Consider the following 16,060-nt stretch of genomic DNA (forward strand, 5'->3'; position numbering starts at 1 on the left):
GCCGCGCCGTGCCTGTTGTGGGTCATTCAGCGATGACGACAGCCTTTTCGATCACCACGTCTTCGAGCGGCACATCGTCGTGGAAGCCCTTGCGGCCCGTCTTCACGGCCTTGATCTTGTCGACCACGTCGGTGCCGTTGATGACCTTGCCGAACACCGCGTAGCCCCAGCCCTGGGCCGAAGGTGCGGTGTGGTTCAGGAAGCCGTTGTCCGACACGTTGATGAAGAACTGCGCGGTGGCCGAGTGCGGCGCGTTGGTGCGGGCCATGGCGACGGTGTAGTTGGCGTTCTTCAGGCCGTTGTTGGCTTCGTTCTCGATCTCGGCGCCGGTGGGTTTTTGCTTCATGCCGGGCTCGAAACCGCCGCCTTGCACCATGAAGCCGGGGATCACGCGGTGGAACACGGTGTTGTCGTAGTGGCCCTTCTTCACGTAGGCGATGAAGTTCTCGGCCGACTTCGGCGCCTTCTCGGCGTCGAGCTCGAGCGTGATCACGCCGTAGTTCTTGATGTGCAGTTCGACTTGGGGGTTGCTCATAAGGGGACTCCTTCTTCGGAAACTCGGAAAAACAGGGGAACGAATTACTTCGCCAGCGTGGCGGATTTGATGGTGATGGTCTCGACGGGCACGTTCTGCATGCCGCCCTTGTTGCCGGTCTGCACGGCGCGGATCTTGTCGACCACGTCGGTGCCGGCCACGACCTTGCCGAACACCGTGTAGCCGTAGCCGTCGGGGTTGGGCGCGTTGAGCGAGTCGTTGTTCTTCACGTTGATGAAGAACTGCGAGGTGGCCGAGTTCGGGTTGCCGGTGCGCGCCATGGCGACGGTGTACTTGTCGTTCTTCAGGCCGTTGCTCGCTTCGAGCGGAATCGGCGGGCGCGTGGGCTTTTGCTGCATGTCGGCCGTGAAGCCGCCGCCCTGGATCATGAAGCCGTCGATCACGCGGTGGAACACCGTGCCGTCGTAGTGCTTGTCTTTCACGTACTGCAGGAAGTTCTCGACCGACTTGGGCGCCTTGGCCGCATCGAGCTCGACCACGATGTCGCCGGCCGAGGTGGCGAGCTTGACGCGCGGCGCGGCTTGCTGTGCGTAGCCGGTGGCGGCGAAGCCGAGGGCCGCGGCCAGGATGAAGGCGTTGCGGCGGCTGAATCTGCTGAATCTGGAAAGGGCGTGGATCGTCAAGAGGATGCTCCGTTTGCGAAGAGGGAAGGACGTGGGCGGTGCAACAAAGGCTGTTGCCGCGGTGCCCGCGCCGGCGGGCAATTTACTTGCTGGACTTGCCGACCGGCTTGCGGATGACCGGAGGCGCCGCCGGCAGCGTGGCGGCTTCGGCCTCGGCCTTGGACGAGAAGATCTGGCGAATCAGCACGAGCTTGGGCGCGACGCTGGCGTTGGTGCTGGCGAACTGCTGGGCCTTCACGTACTCCTGGGCCGCAAGGCGCGCATACACGTCGCCGAGGTTTTCGTGCGCGGTCGCGTAGTTCGGGTTGAGCCTGAGGGCGGTTTCGAGCGCGGCGCGCGCCTGGTCGAACTTGCTCTGCGAGGCATACAGCGCCGCGAGGTTGTTGTAGGGCTCGGGCAGCTCGGGGAAGTCTTGCGTGAGCTGGGTGAAGGCGATGATGGCCTCGGGCTGCTTGTTCTGCTCGGTGAGGATCACGCCGCGCAGGAACCGCATCTGCGGATCGCGCGGCTTTCCGGCAATGTAGGTGTCGGCCTTGGCGAGCGCTTCGGCGGGCTTGCCCTGACGCAGCAGAAGGTTCACATCGTCGTAGTCGTTGGCATGCGCGGCGGAACCCCACAGGCTGAACAGGAGAGCGAAGGCGATGGAGAGTTTGGAGAACACGGCGTGCTTCATGAAGCCTCGGCAGGATTGGGGAATGCGGGCCTGGAGAACACCCGGGAGGTACGCGACAGCAGGCTGCGGCGGCCGTTTATACTGCGTTGCATTGTAGCCGAGGGGCCATGTCCAACCCCTCGTGGCCACTGTCCCCGTCACCCCTGAAATACCCCGTCGTTCGCCCGTGCCGCACGTGCGCGAAGCGACGCTTTCCGAGTCTCATGAGTCTGCGCATCTACAACACGCTGTCGCGTGAATTGGAGGAATTCTCCCCATTGCAACCTGGCAAGGTGCGCATGTACGTTTGCGGCATGACGGTCTACGACTTCTGCCACATCGGCCATGCCCGCATGATGATGGCCTTCGATGTGGTGCAGCGCTGGCTGCGTGCGAGCGGCTACGGCGTGACCTATGTGCGCAACATCACCGACATCGACGACAAGATCATCGTGCGTGCCGTTCAGCGCGGCATCACCATCCGAGCGCTGACCGACGAAGTCATCGCGGCCATGCATGAAGACATCGGCGCGCTCGGCATCGAGCCGCCCACCGTCGAGCCGCGTGCCACCGAGTACGTGCCGCAGATGCTCGGCATCATCGAGACGCTGGAGCGCAAGGGACTGGCCTATCGATCGCCCGATGGCGACGTGAACTATGCGGTGCGCAAGTTCCCGGGCTACGGCAAGCTGTCTGGCAAGTCGCTCGACGAACTGCATGCCGGTGAACGCGTCGCAGTGCTCGAGGGCAAGCAGGACCCGCTCGACTTCGTGCTCTGGAAGGCGGCCAAGCCCGCCGAGCCGGACGATGCCAAGTGGGACAGCCCCTTCGGCACTGGCCGTCCGGGCTGGCATATCGAGTGCTCCGCAATGAGCTGCGCAACCCTTGGCGAGACCTTCGACATTCACGGTGGCGGCGCGGACCTTCAATTCCCACATCACGAGAATGAAATTGCGCAAAGCGAAGGCGCCAATGGCAAGCCGCTCGCGCGTTTCTGGGTGCACAACGGCTTCGTTCGCGTGGACAACGAAAAGATGTCCAAGAGCCTGGGCAATTTCTTCACCATCCGCGAGGTGCTGCAGAAGTACGACGCCGAAAGCCTGCGCTTCTTCCTCGTGCGCACCCACTATCGCAGCGCGCTGAACTACAGCGATGCACACCTGACCGACGCCCGCAACTCACTCAAGCGTCTGTACACGGCACTCGACCTGGTAACGCCCGCACCGGTCACGCTTGACTGGACGAATCCGCACGCAGCGGCTTTCAAAGCTGCGATGGACGAAGACTTCGGCACGCCCGGCGCCATCGCGATCCTGTTCGAGTTGGCCACCGGCGTTCACCGCACGCAGTCCGCGGAAACCGCTGGGCTGCTCAAGGTGCTCGGTGGCACGCTGGGCCTGCTCCAAGGCGACCCGAAGGCGTTCCTGCAAGCAGGCACAGGCAGCACGCTCGACGACGCCGCAATCCAGATGCTGATCGCCCAGCGGGCCGAGGCCAAGGCTGCGAAGAATTTCGCTGAAGCTGATCGCATCCGCCAGGAACTGTTGGAGCAGGGCATCGTGCTCAAGGATTCGCCCACAGGCACGAGCTGGGCCGCCGCGCAGTGAACGGAACCACCAACCCCATGCCCGCTGCCAAAAACCCGACCGTTCAGATCTACACGCCGGACTATTGGGAAGAGGCCTGCAAGCACCTGGCCAGGAAAGACCGCGTGATGAAGCGGCTGATTCCGAAGTTCGGCGAAGCCTGTCTCGAATCGCGCGGCGACGCCTTCACCACGTTGGCGCGCAGCGTCGTGGGCCAGCAGATCTCGGTGAAGGCCGCACAAACGGTCTGGGACAAGTTCGCCTTGCTGCCGCGCAAGCTGACGCCGGCCAACGTGCTCAAGCTCAAGGTCGACGACATGCGCGCCGCGGGCCTCTCGGCGCGCAAGATCGAATACCTGGTCGACCTGGCCCTGCATTTCGATTCGGGCGTGGTGCACGTCGATGCGTGGAAGGACATGGCCGACGAGCTCATCATCGAAGAGCTCGTGGCCATTCGCGGCATTGGCCGCTGGACGGCCGAGATGTTCCTCATCTTTCACCTGATGCGCCCGAACGTGCTGCCTGTGGACGACGTCGGGCTGCTCAATGGCATCAGCGTCAACTATTTTTCGGGCGACCCGGTGAGCCGCAGCGATGCCCGCGACGTCGCCGTGGCCTGGGCGCCGTATTGCAGCGTGGCGACTTGGTATATTTGGCGGTCGCTGGACCCCGTGCCGGTCGCGTATTGAAATAAAACAGGAGAAGACGTTGGCGAAACGAACCTTCCTCGATTTCGAGCAGCCCATTGCGGAACTCGAAACAAAGATTGAAGAACTGCGCTATGTACAGACCGAATCGGCGGTCGACATTTCGGAAGAAATCGATCAGCTCGGCAAGAAAAGCCAGCAGCTCACCAAGGACATCTACAGCGACCTGACGCCCTGGCAGATCACCAAGATCGCCCGGCATCCGGAGCGGCCGTACACGCTCGACTACGTCAACGAAATCTTCACCGACTTCGTCGAACTGCACGGCGACCGGCATTTCTCGGATGACCTGTCGATCGTGGGCGGCCTCGCGCGCTTCAACGGCGTGCCCTGCATGGTGCTGGGTCACCAGAAGGGCCGCGACACGAAGGAGCGCACTGCGCGCAACTTCGGCATGAGCAAGCCCGAGGGATACCGCAAGGCTCTGCGCCTCATGAAGACGGCCGAGAAGTTCAAGCTGCCCGTGTTCACCTTCGTGGACACGCCCGGCGCGTACCCCGGTATCGATGCCGAAGAGCGTGGCCAGTCGGAGGCCATCGGCCGCAACATCTTCGAGATGGCGCAGCTCGAGGTGCCGATCATCGTCACGATCATCGGCGAGGGCGGTTCCGGCGGTGCGCTGGCCATCTCGGTCGGCGACCAGCTCGTGATGCTGCAGTACTCGATCTACTCGGTGATCAGCCCCGAAGGCTGTGCCTCCATTCTCTGGAAGACCAGCGACAAGGCGCAGGAAGCGGCCGACGCGCTGGGCATCACGGCACACCGCCTGAAGGCGCTGGGCCTGGTCGACAAGATCGTGAACGAGCCGGTCGGCGGCGCGCACCGCGACCACCGCCAGATGGCGGCGTTCCTCAAGCGCGCGCTCAACGATGCGTTCCGCCAGGTCAGCGACCTGAAGCCGAAGGAACTGCTGGACCGCCGCTACGAGCGCCTTCAGAGCTACGGCCGTTTCAACGACACCAAGGCCGACACCGGCAGATAAGCCCCTTATGAGCGAAGCCTTCGAACGCGCCATGGCCGCGTTCGAGCCGGCGCAGTGGCCGCTGGCGGTGGGCTTCAGTGGCGGTGCGGACTCCACCGCCTTGCTGGCCGCCTGCGCATCGCGCTGGCCGGGACAGGTGGTGGCCTTTCATGTGCATCACGGGCTGCAGGCCGCGGCCGACGATTTCGAACGGCATTGCGAAGCGGTGTGCGCGCGGCTTGACGTACCGCTCGAGGTGCATCGGGTCGATGCGCGGCATGCGCCCGGGGACAGCCCTGAAGACACCGCACGGCGCGCACGCTACGAGGCGTTTGGTGCCATGGCGCGCATGGATTCGACGCGGCCCCCCATCCAATCCATCGCCCTTGGACATCACGCGGACGACCAGGTCGAAACGCTCTTGCTGGCGTTGTCGCGCGGCGCTGGTCTTCCGGGCCTGGCGGCCATGCCCGCGCATGCCGAACGCAATGGTTTGAACATCTATCGGCCTCTGCTGACAGTGCCCGCAGCCGACATCCGCGCCTGGCTCGCAGCGCGCGATCTGCCGTGGATCGAAGACCCGAGCAACGGCGACGCCCGCTACACCCGCAACCGGATCCGCGCCGTGCTGCTGCCCGCGCTGGAGCAGGCTTTCCCGCAATTTCGTGCCACCTTTGCGCGCAGCATCGGCCATGCGGCGCAGGCTCAGCAACTGCTGCTCGAACTCGCCGCGCAAGATCTGGAAATCGTGGGCGACCCGCCACTCATCAAGGCGCTGCAGGCGCTTTCTCGGGCCCGGCAGGCCAACGTGCTGCGCCACTGGCTCATGCAATCTCACGGCTGCGCGCCCAGCGCCGCGCAGCTCGACCAGCTGCTCGACCAGGTCCGCGCCTGCACCACGCGCGGCCACCGCATCCACCTCAAAGTGGCCGGCGGTTTCGCCGAGCGGAAGGGCGATCGGCTGCATTGGTACAATGCCCCGCCCTCGCCGAAGACTTAGCTCCCACAGCTTGCAGGGCGCCGCCTATCCAGCGGCCCTTTTCTTTTCTCTGATTTCATCCATGGCATTGATCGTTCACAAATACGGCGGTACGTCGATGGGCTCGACCGAGCGCATCCGAAATGTCGCCAAGCGCGTCGCCAAGTGGGCGCGCGCCGGCCACCAGATGATCGTGGTTCCGAGCGCCATGAGCGGCGAGACCAATCGCCTGCTTGGCCTCGCCAAGGAACTGGCGCCGAGCAAACCGGGCGACGCCCATAACCGCGAACTCGACATGCTGGCATCGACCGGCGAACAGGCTTCGTCCGCGCTGCTGGCCATTGCGCTGCAGGCCGAGGGCATGGAGTCGGTGAGCTACGCGGGCTGGCAGGTGCCGGTGCGCACCGACAGCTCGCACACCAAGGCCCGCATCGAGAGCATTGACGACCTGCGCGTGATGGCCGACCTGAACGCGGGCAAGGTGGTGGTCATCACCGGCTTCCAGGGCGTGGACGACGCGGGCAACATCACCACGCTGGGTCGTGGCGGCAGCGACACCTCGGCGGTGGCCATTGCGGCCGCCATGAAGGCGCACGAATGCCTGATCTATACCGACGTGGACGGTGTCTACACCACCGACCCGCGCGTCGAGCCCGATGCGCGCCGCCTCACCACCGTGAGTTTCGAAGAGATGCTCGAAATGGCGAGCCTCGGCTCCAAGGTGCTGCAGATCCGCTCGGTGGAATTCGCCGGCAAATACAAGGTGCCGCTGCGCGTGCTCTCGAGCTTCACGCCGTGGGACATCGACATCAATGAAGAGGCCAAGTCCGGCACGCTGATCACTTTCGAGGAAGACGAAAACATGGAACAAGCCGTCGTATCCGGCATCGCATTCAACCGCGACGAAGCCAAGATCTCGGTGCTCGGTGTGCCCGACAAGCCGGGCATCGCGTATCACATCCTCGGTGCCGTGGCGGACGCCAACATCGAGGTCGACGTGATCATCCAGAACCTGAGCAAGGACGGCAAGACCGACTTCAGCTTCACAGTGCATCGCAACGAGTACGCGAAGACGATCGATCTCCTGCAGTCGAAGGTCATGCCCTCGCTGGGCGCGACCGAGATCGTGGGCGATACCAAGATCTGCAAGGTCAGCATCGTGGGCATCGGCATGCGCAGCCACGTGGGTGTGGCGAGCAAGATGTTCCGCGTGCTGAGCGAAGAGGGCATCAACATCCAGATGATTTCGACCAGCGAGATCAAGACCTCGGTCGTGATCGACGAAAAATACATGGAATTGGCCGTCCGGGCGCTGCATAAAGCCTTCGATCTGGACCAACCGGCCGTCTGACAGTGGCATAATCTCGGCTTCTTTCAGGAACTGTGACCGAGTGGCCGAAGGTGCTCCCCTGCTAAGGGAGTATGGGGTGTAGAGCCTCATCGAGGGTTCGAATCCCTCCGGTTCCGCCAGATAGCAAGCAAAAACGGCCCCTCACGGGGCCGTTTTTCATTTCTGGCCTCCACACCTACTTCAACGCCGAAATCTCCCGGCTCTTGATAAGCCTGGAGCGCAAGATGTTCCGGCTAATGCCCAGCAGCCTCGCCGCCTGCACCTGGTTGCGATGGCAGAACTCGAAAGCCGTGCGCATCACGGTGTCCTCGATCAGCTCGAACATCTGTTCGTGAGGCTCGTTGAACAGCTCGCGCAGCACCGTCTCCAGCGCCTGCTGCGGCGTGGCATGCGCAGGGGCCTCGCTCTCGGCCGGCCGCCTCTGGATGTTCAGCGAAGACAGGTGCAGGTGCTCCGCGCCCAGCACGTCGTGCTGGCAGATCAGGAGCGCGTGGTGAATCACGTTCTCCAGCTCGCGGATGTTGCCGGGCCAGCCGTGCTCGGAGAGCTTTTGCTCGGCATCGGCGTCGAGGCGCACCGCGCCGTACCCCAGCCGCTGGCGGTATTCCTCGATGAAATGCCGCGCCAGCGGAAGAATGTCGCCGGGGCGCTCGCGCAGCGTGGGCAGCGCGAGGTGCACCACATGCAGCCGGTAGAACAGGTCTTCGCGGAAGTGGCCGGCGGCCACCGCGTCCTGCAGCCGCACGTTGGTCGCGGCCACCACGCGCACGTCGATGGGCACGCTCTTGCGCGAGCCCAGCCGCACCACCTCGCGCTCCTGCAGCACGCGCAGCAACTTGACCTGGATCGACAGCGGCAGGTCGCCGATTTCGTCGAGGAACAGCGTGCCGCCGTTGGCCGCCTCGAACCAGCCCGTCTTGGCCGAGAACGCGCCGGTGAAGGCGCCTTTCTCGTGGCCGAAGAGTTCGCTCTCGACCAGGCTTTCGGAGAAGGCGCCGCAGTTCACCGCCACGAAGGGCTTGCCGCTGCGGCGGCTCAGGTCGTGCACATGCCGTGCGATCAGTTCCTTGCCGGTGCCGGTCTCTCCGATGATGAGCACGTTGGCATCGCTGGGCGCCACCATGCGGATGCGTTCGAGCAGCGCGGCCGAGCGCGGGTCCTGGAACACCTGCGCGGTGGCGCGGATCGAGGTGGTGAGCTTGCGCGGGTTGGGAAAGGTCAGCAGCGTGGGCGCGTCCCAGTCCTCGTCGGCGGTGGAAGAGGCATCGACCGATGGCAGCACGTCGAAGGGGCGGGTGTAGGCGGTCATGAGTAGAAGGTCGGTACGGGGTATTGCTGCTTGAGGGCCCATTCGCCGAGCTCGCGCAGCTTGTAGGCCACGGGGTCGTGCAGGGTCTGGGTGCGCAGGTTGCGCCAGTGGCGGTCCAGGCGCAGGCCGCCGTGGGTGGCGCGCGCGCCGGCTACGTCGAACATGCGCGTACAGATGTCCAGGCCCGTGTTCGTGGCCGCGACCTTGGCGGTGGCCACCGCCAGCGCGACGTCGCCGCGCTCGCTCTCGGTCAGCGCGGGGCCGCGCCGCCAGGCCGTGTCGAGCCGGTCGGCCGCGCGGTCGGCCAGCACCCGCACGCTCTCCAGGCCGACCCAGAAGTCACCGTAGTGGCCGAGCACATAAGGGTCTTCGTGCATCTGAGACACGTGGGCCGCGTGCCAGGGGCGCGACTCGTGCAGCGTGTAGTGCCGGGCATCGTTGAAGGCCGCCTCGGCGATGCCCAGGTAGATGTTGGCCAGCACGAGCTGCGACACCAGCGGCCGAAGGCATGCGAAAGGCGTCGAGAGCGGCCCCGGGTCGGCCAGCACCTCGTGCTGCTCCACGCGCACCTTCTCGAAGGTCACGCTGCCGCTGTCGGTTTGGCGCTGGCCGATGTTGTTCCAGTCGGGCGCAACGAAGATGCCCGAGCGGCCGGTGGGCACCGCCGCGACGATGAAGGCGCCGCTGCCTGCTTCGCGCGCCGAGGCGATGAGCATCTCGGAGTCGAGCGCGCCCGAGCAGAAGCTCTTCTGCCCGGTGAACTCGCGCCAGCCCTCGCGTGCGCTCGACACCGTGCGGTCGTCCAGCGGGTTGAGCGCATTGCCCCAGAACCAGCGGCGACGCGCGGTCTGCTCGAACCACGGCTGCCATTGCGCGGGCCGTGCGAACAGGCGCACCGTGGCCAGCATGAGGTGATGGAAACCGAACACATGCGCGATCGAGCTGTCGGCCTGCGCGAGCAGGCGCACGACATCGAGCGTCTCGCGCCAGTCCGCGCCGCCGCCGCCGAACTCGTGCGGAATGCTCAGGGCCAGCAGGCCGCTGTCGCGCAGGGCATCGCGCTCGGCCTTCGGCGTGCCGCCGCGCTCGTCGCGCTCCACCGCGGTGGCGGCGAAGCGCTGCATGAGATCGCGCGCGATGTCGCGCGGGGATTCGGCAACCGGAATGGAAAGAACGGAACTCACACACAAGTCCTTGGTGACGTACCGGGCAGGTACAGAAGGCAGCACGGTTGCTGCGCCAGCAGCATGTTCGCGGCGAAGAAGAGCGCGACCAACGATGCGATCCGTCTATCGATCCTCGTTTTGCTTCCATGGCAGCAGTGCGGACGGATCGATGTGCCGCGTGCAGCAGATGTGGTGTTCGGCTGCTGCTCCAGCAGCAGAAATCGCGTGCTTTGGCGCGTTCCCGCAGGCAGGGCGATTGGCACGCTAACTGCTGAACTGCCGCATGCAACTTTTCTGGTTCCTCCCCACGCACGGCGACAGCCGCTACCTCGGCACCTCGCGCGGCGCGCGCACCGTGAGTCATCGCTACCTGCGGCAAGTGGCGCAGGCCGCCGACGAACTTGGCTACGAAGGCGTGCTGATTCCGACGGGGCGCTCGTGCGAAGACTCGTGGGTCGTCGCCTCGTCGCTCGCGGCACAGACCGAGCGGCTCAAGTTCCTGGTCGCGATCCGCCCCGGCATCATTTCGCCGACGGTCTCCGCGCGGCAGGCCGCAACGCTCGACCGCTTCTCGGACGGCCGCCTCCTTATCAACGTCGTGACCGGCGGCGACCCCGACGAGCAGCACGGCGACGGCAGCTTCCTCACGCACGCCGAGCGCTACGAAGTCACCGACGAATTCCTGCGCATCTGGCGCGGCGTGGCGGCGGGCGAGACGGTCAACTTCTCGGGCAAGCACCTGCGCGTCGAGAACGCGAAGACGCTCTATCCACCAGTGCAGAAGCCTTATCCGCCGCTGTGGTTCGGCGGCTCGTCGGAGGCGGCCATCGAACTCGCGGGCGAGCAGGTCGACGTGTACCTCACCTGGGGCGAGCCGCCGGCGGACGTGGCCGACAAGATCGCCAAGGCCCGTGCCGCTGCAGCGAAGCACGGCCGCACGCTGCGCTTCGGCATCCGCCTGCATGTGATCGTGCGCGAGACCAGCGAAGCGGCCTGGCGCGCCGCCGACGAGCTCATCTCCTATGTGACGGACGACACCATCGCCGCTGCGCAGAAAGCCTTCTCGCGCTTCGACTCGGTGGGCCAGCAGCGCATGGCCGCGTTGCACGGCGGGCGGCGCGACAAGCTCGAGGTGTCGCCGAACCTGTGGGCCGGCGTGGGCCTGGTGCGCGGCGGTGCGGGCACGGCGCTCGTGGGCAGCCCGGAGGAGGTGGCGGCGCGCATCAAGGAATACGCGGCGCTCGGCGTGGAGACTTTCATCTTCTCGGGCTATCCGCATCTCGAAGAGGCGTACCGCGTGGCCGAGCTGCTGTTCCCGTTGCTGCCGCTGGACCATGTGCGACCGGCGGGGCAGGCGAACATCACCGGGCCCTTCGGCGAGGTCATCGCCAACGACATCGTGCCGCCTTCGTCGCAATCGCCGGTGCGCGAGAAGGCCGCCGCATGAAGCATTTCTCTGCAGAGGCCGGTGATGAAGTCGTGCCATGGCATGCGACGGCGCAGCGCATCACGCAGGCATTGGCGCAGACCGCCGTAGAGCGCGACCAGCGCGGCGGCACGCCGAAGGCCGAGCGCGACCTGCTGCGCGACAGCGGCCTGCTCATGCTCAGCGTGCCGACCGAACTCGGCGGCCTCGGCGCGAGCTGGCAGCAGACGCTCGATGTGGTGCGCGGCTTCGCGCGCGTCGACAGCTCGGTGGCGCACCTGTTCGCCTTTCATCACCTGTTGCTCGCGACCACGCAGCTCTTCGCGCAGCGCGCGCAGTGGCAGCCGTGGATCGAGCAGACGCGTGTGCAGCGCTGGTTCTGGGGCAATGCACTGAACCCGCTGGACAAATCCACGCGCGCGGAGGCGGTCGATGGCGGGTACGTGTTCTCGGGCCGAAAGAGCTTCTGCTCAGGCGCAAGCGACTCCGACATGCTGCTCGCCTCGGCCCTCGATGCAAACGACCGCCTGCTGATCGGCGTCGTGCCCACGCAGCGCGCGGGCATCACTGTGCTCGATGACTGGGACAACATGGGCCAGCGCCAGACCGACAGCGGCAGCGTGCGGTTCGACAACGTGCGGGTCGATGCGGGTGAACTGCTGCTCGACCCCGGCCCGCTCTCGACGCCGTTCGCCTGCCTGCGTCCGCTGCTGGCGCAACTGATCCTCGCGAACATCTACCTCGGCCTCGGCGAAGGCGCGCTCGAAGAGGCGAAGTCTTTCACGCTGCAGCAGGGCCGCCCCTGGCTGTTCTCGACGGCCGCGTCCGCAAACGAAGACCCCTACGTGCTCACGCACTACGGCGACTTCTGGCTCGCGCTGCAAGGCGCACGCATGCTGCTCGACCAGGCAGCGGCGGCATTCGACCAGGCGTGGCTGCGCGGCACTTCGCTCGATGAACAGGAGCGCGGACAGGTCGCCGTCGCTGTCGCCGCAGCCAAGGTCGCGAGCACGCGCGCGAGCCTCGAGGTGGCGCACCGCATGTTCGAAGTGACGGGCGCGCGCGCCACCACCGCGGCGCTGCGCCTGGACCGCTACTGGCGCAACCTGCGCGTGCACACGCTGCACGATCCGGTCGACTACAAGCTGCGCGAACTCGGCGACTGGGCGCTCAATGCGCGCGTGCCGCAACCCAGTTTCTATTCCTGAATTTCTTCAGCGTCCGATGCAACGGGCCTGTGACCTCGCGTCGCAGGCCCGTTGTGCTTTGCGCGTGCGATGGGTGAGGGCGCGGCACTGCTGGCTCATCAGCAACCTACCCGCAGCCTGCTGCCGACCCAGCATGCGCGACGGCAGCCAATGCGTGCTAACTCGTTGATTCATATGGGGTGAGGAAGTGGCACGCCATTCGCTTATATCCATTGCGCTGCGAATACATCGCGGCTTCCAAACTGAGGTCATATCAACATGCGTCGAAAACAGAATGTCCTTGCTGCGCCCGGCTCGTCGGCCACTGCGCCTTCCGCCATCGCATCGGCCCTGAACCGCCGCCGATTCATCGGCACGGCAGCCGCCTTGGGCGCTGCGGGCGCGCTGGCTGCGTGCGGCAAGAAAGACGTCGAGGCGCCGCCACCCGTGGCCTCGGCGGACGTGGGCGCGAGCGGAAAAAAATACGCCGGCCAGTCGCTGAACCTCTTGTTCAACCAGCCTCATGCGCTGGCGGGCAAGCTCCTCGCGCAGGAGTTCGAAGCGCTCACCGGCGCCAAGGTGACCGTCACGCCGGTGCCCTACGACCAGTTGCATGCGCAGGCCACGCTCGATGTGCAGTCGGGCGCGAACCAGTTCGACGTCATCGATTATTTCTATCACACGCTCGGCGCGCTGGTGGCCGACAAGGTGGTGGTCGACGTCACCGACCGCATCGCCCGCGATGCCGCACAGATCGAGCCGGGCGACTTCCTGCCATCGCTCTACGACACCTACACCTTGCGCGATGGCCGTCGCTGGGGCCTGCCCTATGACGGCGACACGCATGTCCTGTTCTACAACACCGAGATCTTCGGCCGGCACGGGTTGACGGCCCCCAAGACCTGGGACGACTACTACAACGCCGCCCGCCTCATCACCGAGAAAGAGTCCGCCAACGGGATCTACGGCGCGGTGGTGCAGGGCTTCAAGATTCCGGTGATCGTGGGATCGTCGTATGCCAACCGGCTGGCCGGTTTCGGCGGCAGCTTCTTCACACCCGATGGCAAGCCCGCGTTGACCAGCCCGCAGGCCATCGCTGCAGCCGAAGAGTTGGCGCGCATCGTGCCCTATGCCTTGCCCACACCCGCGGAAACGGCGTTCGAACATGCCTTGCCCGCTTTCCTGTCCGGCAAGGCGGCCATGATCGATTTCTGGACCGACCTGGGCGTGACCGCGCAGGACCCCGCCTCTTCCAAGATCGTGGACAAGTGGGCGCTGGTGCAGCTGCCGGTGGGCGGCGAGAACAAGACGCCGCGCGCCGCATTGAATGCGGGCTTCGGCCTCGGCATCACGGCCGGCACCAAGAAGACAGAGCTCGCCTGGGAATTCATCAAATGGGCCACCAGCAAGGACATCTCGCTCCAGCAGGATGTGCTGCCGGGCAGCGGCATCGACCCCAACCGCACCTCGGTGCTGAACCATCCCGACTACATCAAGGCCGCGCCCAAGCTGCAGCCGGAGCTGAAGGCCGCCATCGGCGATGCGCTGGCCTGGCCGTTGCAGGCGCAGAGCCCCAAGCTGATGGATGCCTTGACCGAGCAGCTTGCGCTGATCGTGTCGGGAAAGAAGAAGCCCCGCGAGGCGCTGGAGGCCGCGCAAGCGAGCTGGGTGCAATTGCTCGCCGCATGAGTGCCGTTGGCCAGCCATCGCCGGGAACGTGGCACGCGCGGAGCCAGCACACGGCGCCGCGCTGGATGCTGACGCCCGCGACCCTCGGCCTTGCGCTGGTGTGCGTCGTGCCTGGGCTCTACACGCTGGCGCTGGCGTTCACGAAGTCCACGTTGGGCCAGCCGTTGACCGCGTGGGCAGGCTGGCGCAACTTCGAGACGCTGGTGCAGACCTCCGACTTCGCATTCACGCTGCTGCGCACGGTGCTGTATGCGGTGCCGGCCTGCCTGTTCCAGCTGGTGCTCGGCCTCGCGATCGCGTTGCTGCTGCAGGCGCTGCGGCAAGGGCGCTGGGCGTACAGCCTGATCCTGCTGCCGCTGATGACGCCGCCGGTGCTCGTCGGTGTGGCCTGGAAGCTGCTGCTGGCGCCGGCGGGCGGCTTGCTCAACGGCACCTTGCTGCGCCTGGGATGGGTAAACGAGCCGGTGTCGCTGCTGGGCTCCTCGACATGGGCCTTGCCTGCCGTGATGCTGGCGGACAGCTGGCAGTGGCTGCCCTTCGTGGTGGTGTTGTGCGTGGCCGCATTGCAGGCCCTTCCTTCCGATGTGTACGAGGCGGCTGCGCTCGATGGCGCGAGCCCGCGGCGGATCTTCATCAAGATCACGCTGCCCCTGCTGGCGCCCGCGCTGGTCGGCATCTTCCTGCTGCGGGTGGTGATGTCGCTCAAGACCTTCGACCTGGTCTACATCCTCACCGCCGGCGGGCCGGGTCGCGCCACGACGCTGGCGAGCTACGAAGTCTGGAAGTCGGGCCTGCAGAACTTCGACATCGGGCAGGCCGCCGCGCAGACGCTGGTCTTCTGCCTGCTGGTGGCGTGGGTGACATGGCCGATCCTCCGCACCCTGGCGTGGGTGGAGCGACGCACGGGCTAGCCCCGTCGCACAGCCATACGGACTGAGACATGACGACAGCCAACGTATCCACCACGCACATCGGCACCGGCCCGGCGACAACGCACGCGAGCAACCAAGGCCGGACGAGGCCTGCGGTCCCCGCGCGCGAATGGCTGCGCAAGACGGCGCTGCGACTCGCGCTTGCATCGGTACTGGTCTTCTGCCTTCTGCCGATCGCCTTCCTGGTCGCGACCTCGTTCAAGACGCGGGACGAAGTGCTCTCGGGCCACTTCCTGCCCCTGGCGCCCACGCTGGCCAACTGGTCCACGGTGTTCGACATTGCGCCGCTGCATCGGAACTTGCTCAACTCGCTCGCGGTGGCGCTGGTCAGCGTGGCCGTGACGCTCGTGATCGCGGTGCCTGCGACCTATGCGGTGGTCAAGCTGCGGCGCGGGCCCGCGCTGGCCGGCGCCTTGCTGTCCAGCTACGTGGCGCCGCCCGTGGTGGCGCTGCTGCCGCTGTTCTTCATGATGCGCCACGCGGGGCTGAACAACAGCCTCTTCGGGCTGGGCCTGGTGGAAGGCCTGATGAACGTGCCGGTCGCGTTCTGGCTGCTGCGCAGCTTCTTCAAACAGGTGCCCGTGGCGCTGGACGAAGCCGCCTGGCTCGATGGCGTGGGTTATTGGCGCACGCTGTGGCGCGTGAACCTGCCGCTGCTGTGGCCCGGCCTCGTCTCCACGGGACTGATCTGCCTGATCCTGACCTACAACGAGTTCCTGCTGGCCTCGGTGCTCAACAGCCGGCCCGACATCCGCACCATCACCGTCGCGATCTCGCTCTTCCAGGGCGAGCGGGTGGTGAACTTCGGGCAGATGGCCGCGGCCTCGCTGGTCGGCATTGCGCCGGTGTACCTGGTGGCGCTGGCGTTCCAGAAGCAGCTGGTCGGCGGCCTGGGGGCCGGGCGCTGAGCGCGGCTGTTCATTCTTCATTCGAGTT

The 16,060-nt window shown here is 65.8% G+C and carries 15 protein-coding genes and 1 tRNA gene; 11 read left to right on the top strand and 5 right to left on the bottom strand.

Going from position 1 to position 16,060, the window contains the following annotated elements; genetic code table 11:
• Nucleotides 1–22 precede the first annotated feature (22 nt).
• The 3 genes from NU688_RS04915 to NU688_RS04925 form a co-directional block, all read right to left on the bottom strand.
• Nucleotides 23–535 carry a peptidylprolyl isomerase gene (locus NU688_RS04915; protein ID WP_257859405.1) on the bottom strand — a complete coding sequence of 171 codons (513 nt, stop codon included), beginning with the start codon at nucleotides 533–535 and terminating at the stop codon, nucleotides 23–25.
• 44 nt (nucleotides 536–579) lie between these two features.
• Nucleotides 580–1,179 carry a peptidylprolyl isomerase gene (locus tag NU688_RS04920; RefSeq protein WP_257859406.1) on the bottom strand — a complete coding sequence of 200 codons (600 nt, stop codon included), beginning with the start codon at nucleotides 1,177–1,179 and terminating at the stop codon, nucleotides 580–582.
• 82 nt (nucleotides 1,180–1,261) lie between these two features.
• Nucleotides 1,262–1,852, bottom strand: coding sequence for a tetratricopeptide repeat protein (locus tag NU688_RS04925; protein WP_257859408.1), 591 nt, complete (start codon nucleotides 1,850–1,852; stop codon nucleotides 1,262–1,264).
• A 203-nt stretch (nucleotides 1,853–2,055) separates the two neighbouring features.
• Here NU688_RS04925 and cysS point away from each other — a divergent pair, with 203 nt between their 5' ends.
• From cysS to NU688_RS04955, 6 genes are all read left to right on the top strand, one after another.
• The gene (gene cysS, locus NU688_RS04930; RefSeq protein ID WP_257859409.1) at nucleotides 2,056–3,438 is read left to right on the top strand and encodes a cysteine--tRNA ligase; all 1,383 of its coding nucleotides are present in this window, start codon (nucleotides 2,056–2,058) and stop codon (nucleotides 3,436–3,438) included.
• A 17-nt stretch (nucleotides 3,439–3,455) separates the two neighbouring features.
• The gene (locus NU688_RS04935) at nucleotides 3,456–4,106 is read left to right on the top strand and encodes a DNA-3-methyladenine glycosylase (protein ID WP_257859412.1); all 651 of its coding nucleotides are present in this window, start codon (nucleotides 3,456–3,458) and stop codon (nucleotides 4,104–4,106) included.
• 19 nt (nucleotides 4,107–4,125) lie between these two features.
• Nucleotides 4,126–5,106, top strand: a complete 981-nt coding sequence (locus NU688_RS04940) for an acetyl-CoA carboxylase carboxyltransferase subunit alpha (protein ID WP_013541914.1) — start codon at nucleotides 4,126–4,128, stop codon at nucleotides 5,104–5,106.
• Nucleotides 5,107–5,113: 7 nt separating this feature from the next.
• On the top strand, nucleotides 5,114–6,085 hold the full coding sequence (tilS, locus tag NU688_RS04945) for a tRNA lysidine(34) synthetase TilS (protein WP_257859414.1): 972 nt from the start codon (nucleotides 5,114–5,116) through the stop codon (nucleotides 6,083–6,085).
• Between the two features lie 61 nt (nucleotides 6,086–6,146).
• Nucleotides 6,147–7,415 (top strand): aspartate kinase, encoded by a 1,269-nt coding sequence (locus NU688_RS04950; RefSeq protein ID WP_257859415.1) that lies wholly within the window; start codon nucleotides 6,147–6,149, stop codon nucleotides 7,413–7,415.
• 26 nt (nucleotides 7,416–7,441) lie between these two features.
• Nucleotides 7,442–7,534 (top strand) — tRNA-Ser (locus NU688_RS04955).
• 56 nt (nucleotides 7,535–7,590) lie between these two features.
• Here the strand turns inward: NU688_RS04955 and NU688_RS04960 are convergent.
• Both NU688_RS04960 and NU688_RS04965 read right to left on the bottom strand, forming a co-directional pair.
• A complete protein-coding gene (locus tag NU688_RS04960; RefSeq protein WP_257859416.1) occupies nucleotides 7,591–8,724 on the bottom strand; it encodes a sigma-54-dependent Fis family transcriptional regulator in 1,134 nt (377 codons plus the stop codon).
• Nucleotides 8,721–9,848 (bottom strand): acyl-CoA dehydrogenase family protein, encoded by a 1,128-nt coding sequence (locus NU688_RS04965; RefSeq protein WP_257860520.1) that lies wholly within the window; start codon nucleotides 9,846–9,848, stop codon nucleotides 8,721–8,723. The genes NU688_RS04960 and NU688_RS04965 overlap by 4 nt, the downstream gene beginning before the upstream one ends.
• A 325-nt stretch (nucleotides 9,849–10,173) precedes the next feature.
• Between NU688_RS04965 and ssuD the strand changes: the two genes are divergently transcribed.
• The 5 genes from ssuD (at nucleotide 10,174) to NU688_RS04990 (ending at nucleotide 16,032) form a co-directional block, all read left to right on the top strand.
• Nucleotides 10,174–11,337: an FMNH2-dependent alkanesulfonate monooxygenase gene (gene ssuD, locus NU688_RS04970; RefSeq protein WP_257859417.1), complete on the top strand. Its 1,164-nt coding sequence runs from the start codon at nucleotides 10,174–10,176 to the stop codon at nucleotides 11,335–11,337.
• A complete protein-coding gene (locus NU688_RS04975; protein ID WP_257859418.1) occupies nucleotides 11,334–12,524 on the top strand; it encodes an acyl-CoA dehydrogenase family protein in 1,191 nt (396 codons plus the stop codon). Before ssuD ends, NU688_RS04975 begins: the two co-directional genes overlap by 4 nt.
• A 258-nt stretch (nucleotides 12,525–12,782) precedes the next feature.
• On the top strand, nucleotides 12,783–14,192 hold the full coding sequence (locus NU688_RS04980; protein ID WP_257859419.1) for a sugar ABC transporter substrate-binding protein: 1,410 nt from the start codon (nucleotides 12,783–12,785) through the stop codon (nucleotides 14,190–14,192).
• Nucleotides 14,189–15,103, top strand: a complete 915-nt coding sequence (locus NU688_RS04985; protein WP_257859420.1) for a carbohydrate ABC transporter permease — start codon at nucleotides 14,189–14,191, stop codon at nucleotides 15,101–15,103. The genes NU688_RS04980 and NU688_RS04985 overlap by 4 nt, the downstream gene beginning before the upstream one ends.
• A 29-nt stretch (nucleotides 15,104–15,132) precedes the next feature.
• On the top strand, nucleotides 15,133–16,032 hold the full coding sequence (locus tag NU688_RS04990) for a carbohydrate ABC transporter permease (protein WP_257859421.1): 900 nt from the start codon (nucleotides 15,133–15,135) through the stop codon (nucleotides 16,030–16,032).
• Nucleotides 16,033–16,060: the final 28 nt, after the last annotated feature.

It is taken from the genome of Variovorax sp. ZS18.2.2 (genome assembly GCF_024701975.1).
Classification (GTDB): Bacteria; Pseudomonadota; Gammaproteobacteria; order Burkholderiales; family Burkholderiaceae_C; genus Variovorax.

Bases quoted from the DNA above. Each gene is read 5' to 3' on its own strand.
- NU688_RS04965 (WP_257860520.1), bottom strand. From the start codon at position 9,848: ATGCAGCGCTTCGCCGCCACCGCGGTGGAGCGCGACGAGCGCGGCGGC.
- NU688_RS04990 (WP_257859421.1), top strand. From the start codon at position 15,133: ATGACGACAGCCAACGTATCCACCACGCACATCGGCACCGGCCCGGCG.
- NU688_RS04915 (WP_257859405.1), bottom strand. From the start codon at position 535: ATGAGCAACCCCCAAGTCGAACTGCACATCAAGAACTACGGCGTGATC.
- NU688_RS04950 (WP_257859415.1), top strand. From the start codon at position 6,147: ATGGCATTGATCGTTCACAAATACGGCGGTACGTCGATGGGCTCGACC.
- cysS (WP_257859409.1), top strand. From the start codon at position 2,056: ATGAGTCTGCGCATCTACAACACGCTGTCGCGTGAATTGGAGGAATTC.
- NU688_RS04980 (WP_257859419.1), top strand. From the start codon at position 12,783: ATGCGTCGAAAACAGAATGTCCTTGCTGCGCCCGGCTCGTCGGCCACT.
- NU688_RS04935 (WP_257859412.1), top strand. From the start codon at position 3,456: ATGCCCGCTGCCAAAAACCCGACCGTTCAGATCTACACGCCGGACTAT.
- NU688_RS04985 (WP_257859420.1), top strand. From the start codon at position 14,189: ATGAGTGCCGTTGGCCAGCCATCGCCGGGAACGTGGCACGCGCGGAGC.
- NU688_RS04960 (WP_257859416.1), bottom strand. From the start codon at position 8,724: ATGACCGCCTACACCCGCCCCTTCGACGTGCTGCCATCGGTCGATGCC.
- NU688_RS04925 (WP_257859408.1), bottom strand. From the start codon at position 1,852: ATGAAGCACGCCGTGTTCTCCAAACTCTCCATCGCCTTCGCTCTCCTG.
- ssuD (WP_257859417.1), top strand. From the start codon at position 10,174: ATGCAACTTTTCTGGTTCCTCCCCACGCACGGCGACAGCCGCTACCTC.
- NU688_RS04975 (WP_257859418.1), top strand. From the start codon at position 11,334: ATGAAGCATTTCTCTGCAGAGGCCGGTGATGAAGTCGTGCCATGGCAT.
- tilS (WP_257859414.1), top strand. From the start codon at position 5,114: ATGAGCGAAGCCTTCGAACGCGCCATGGCCGCGTTCGAGCCGGCGCAG.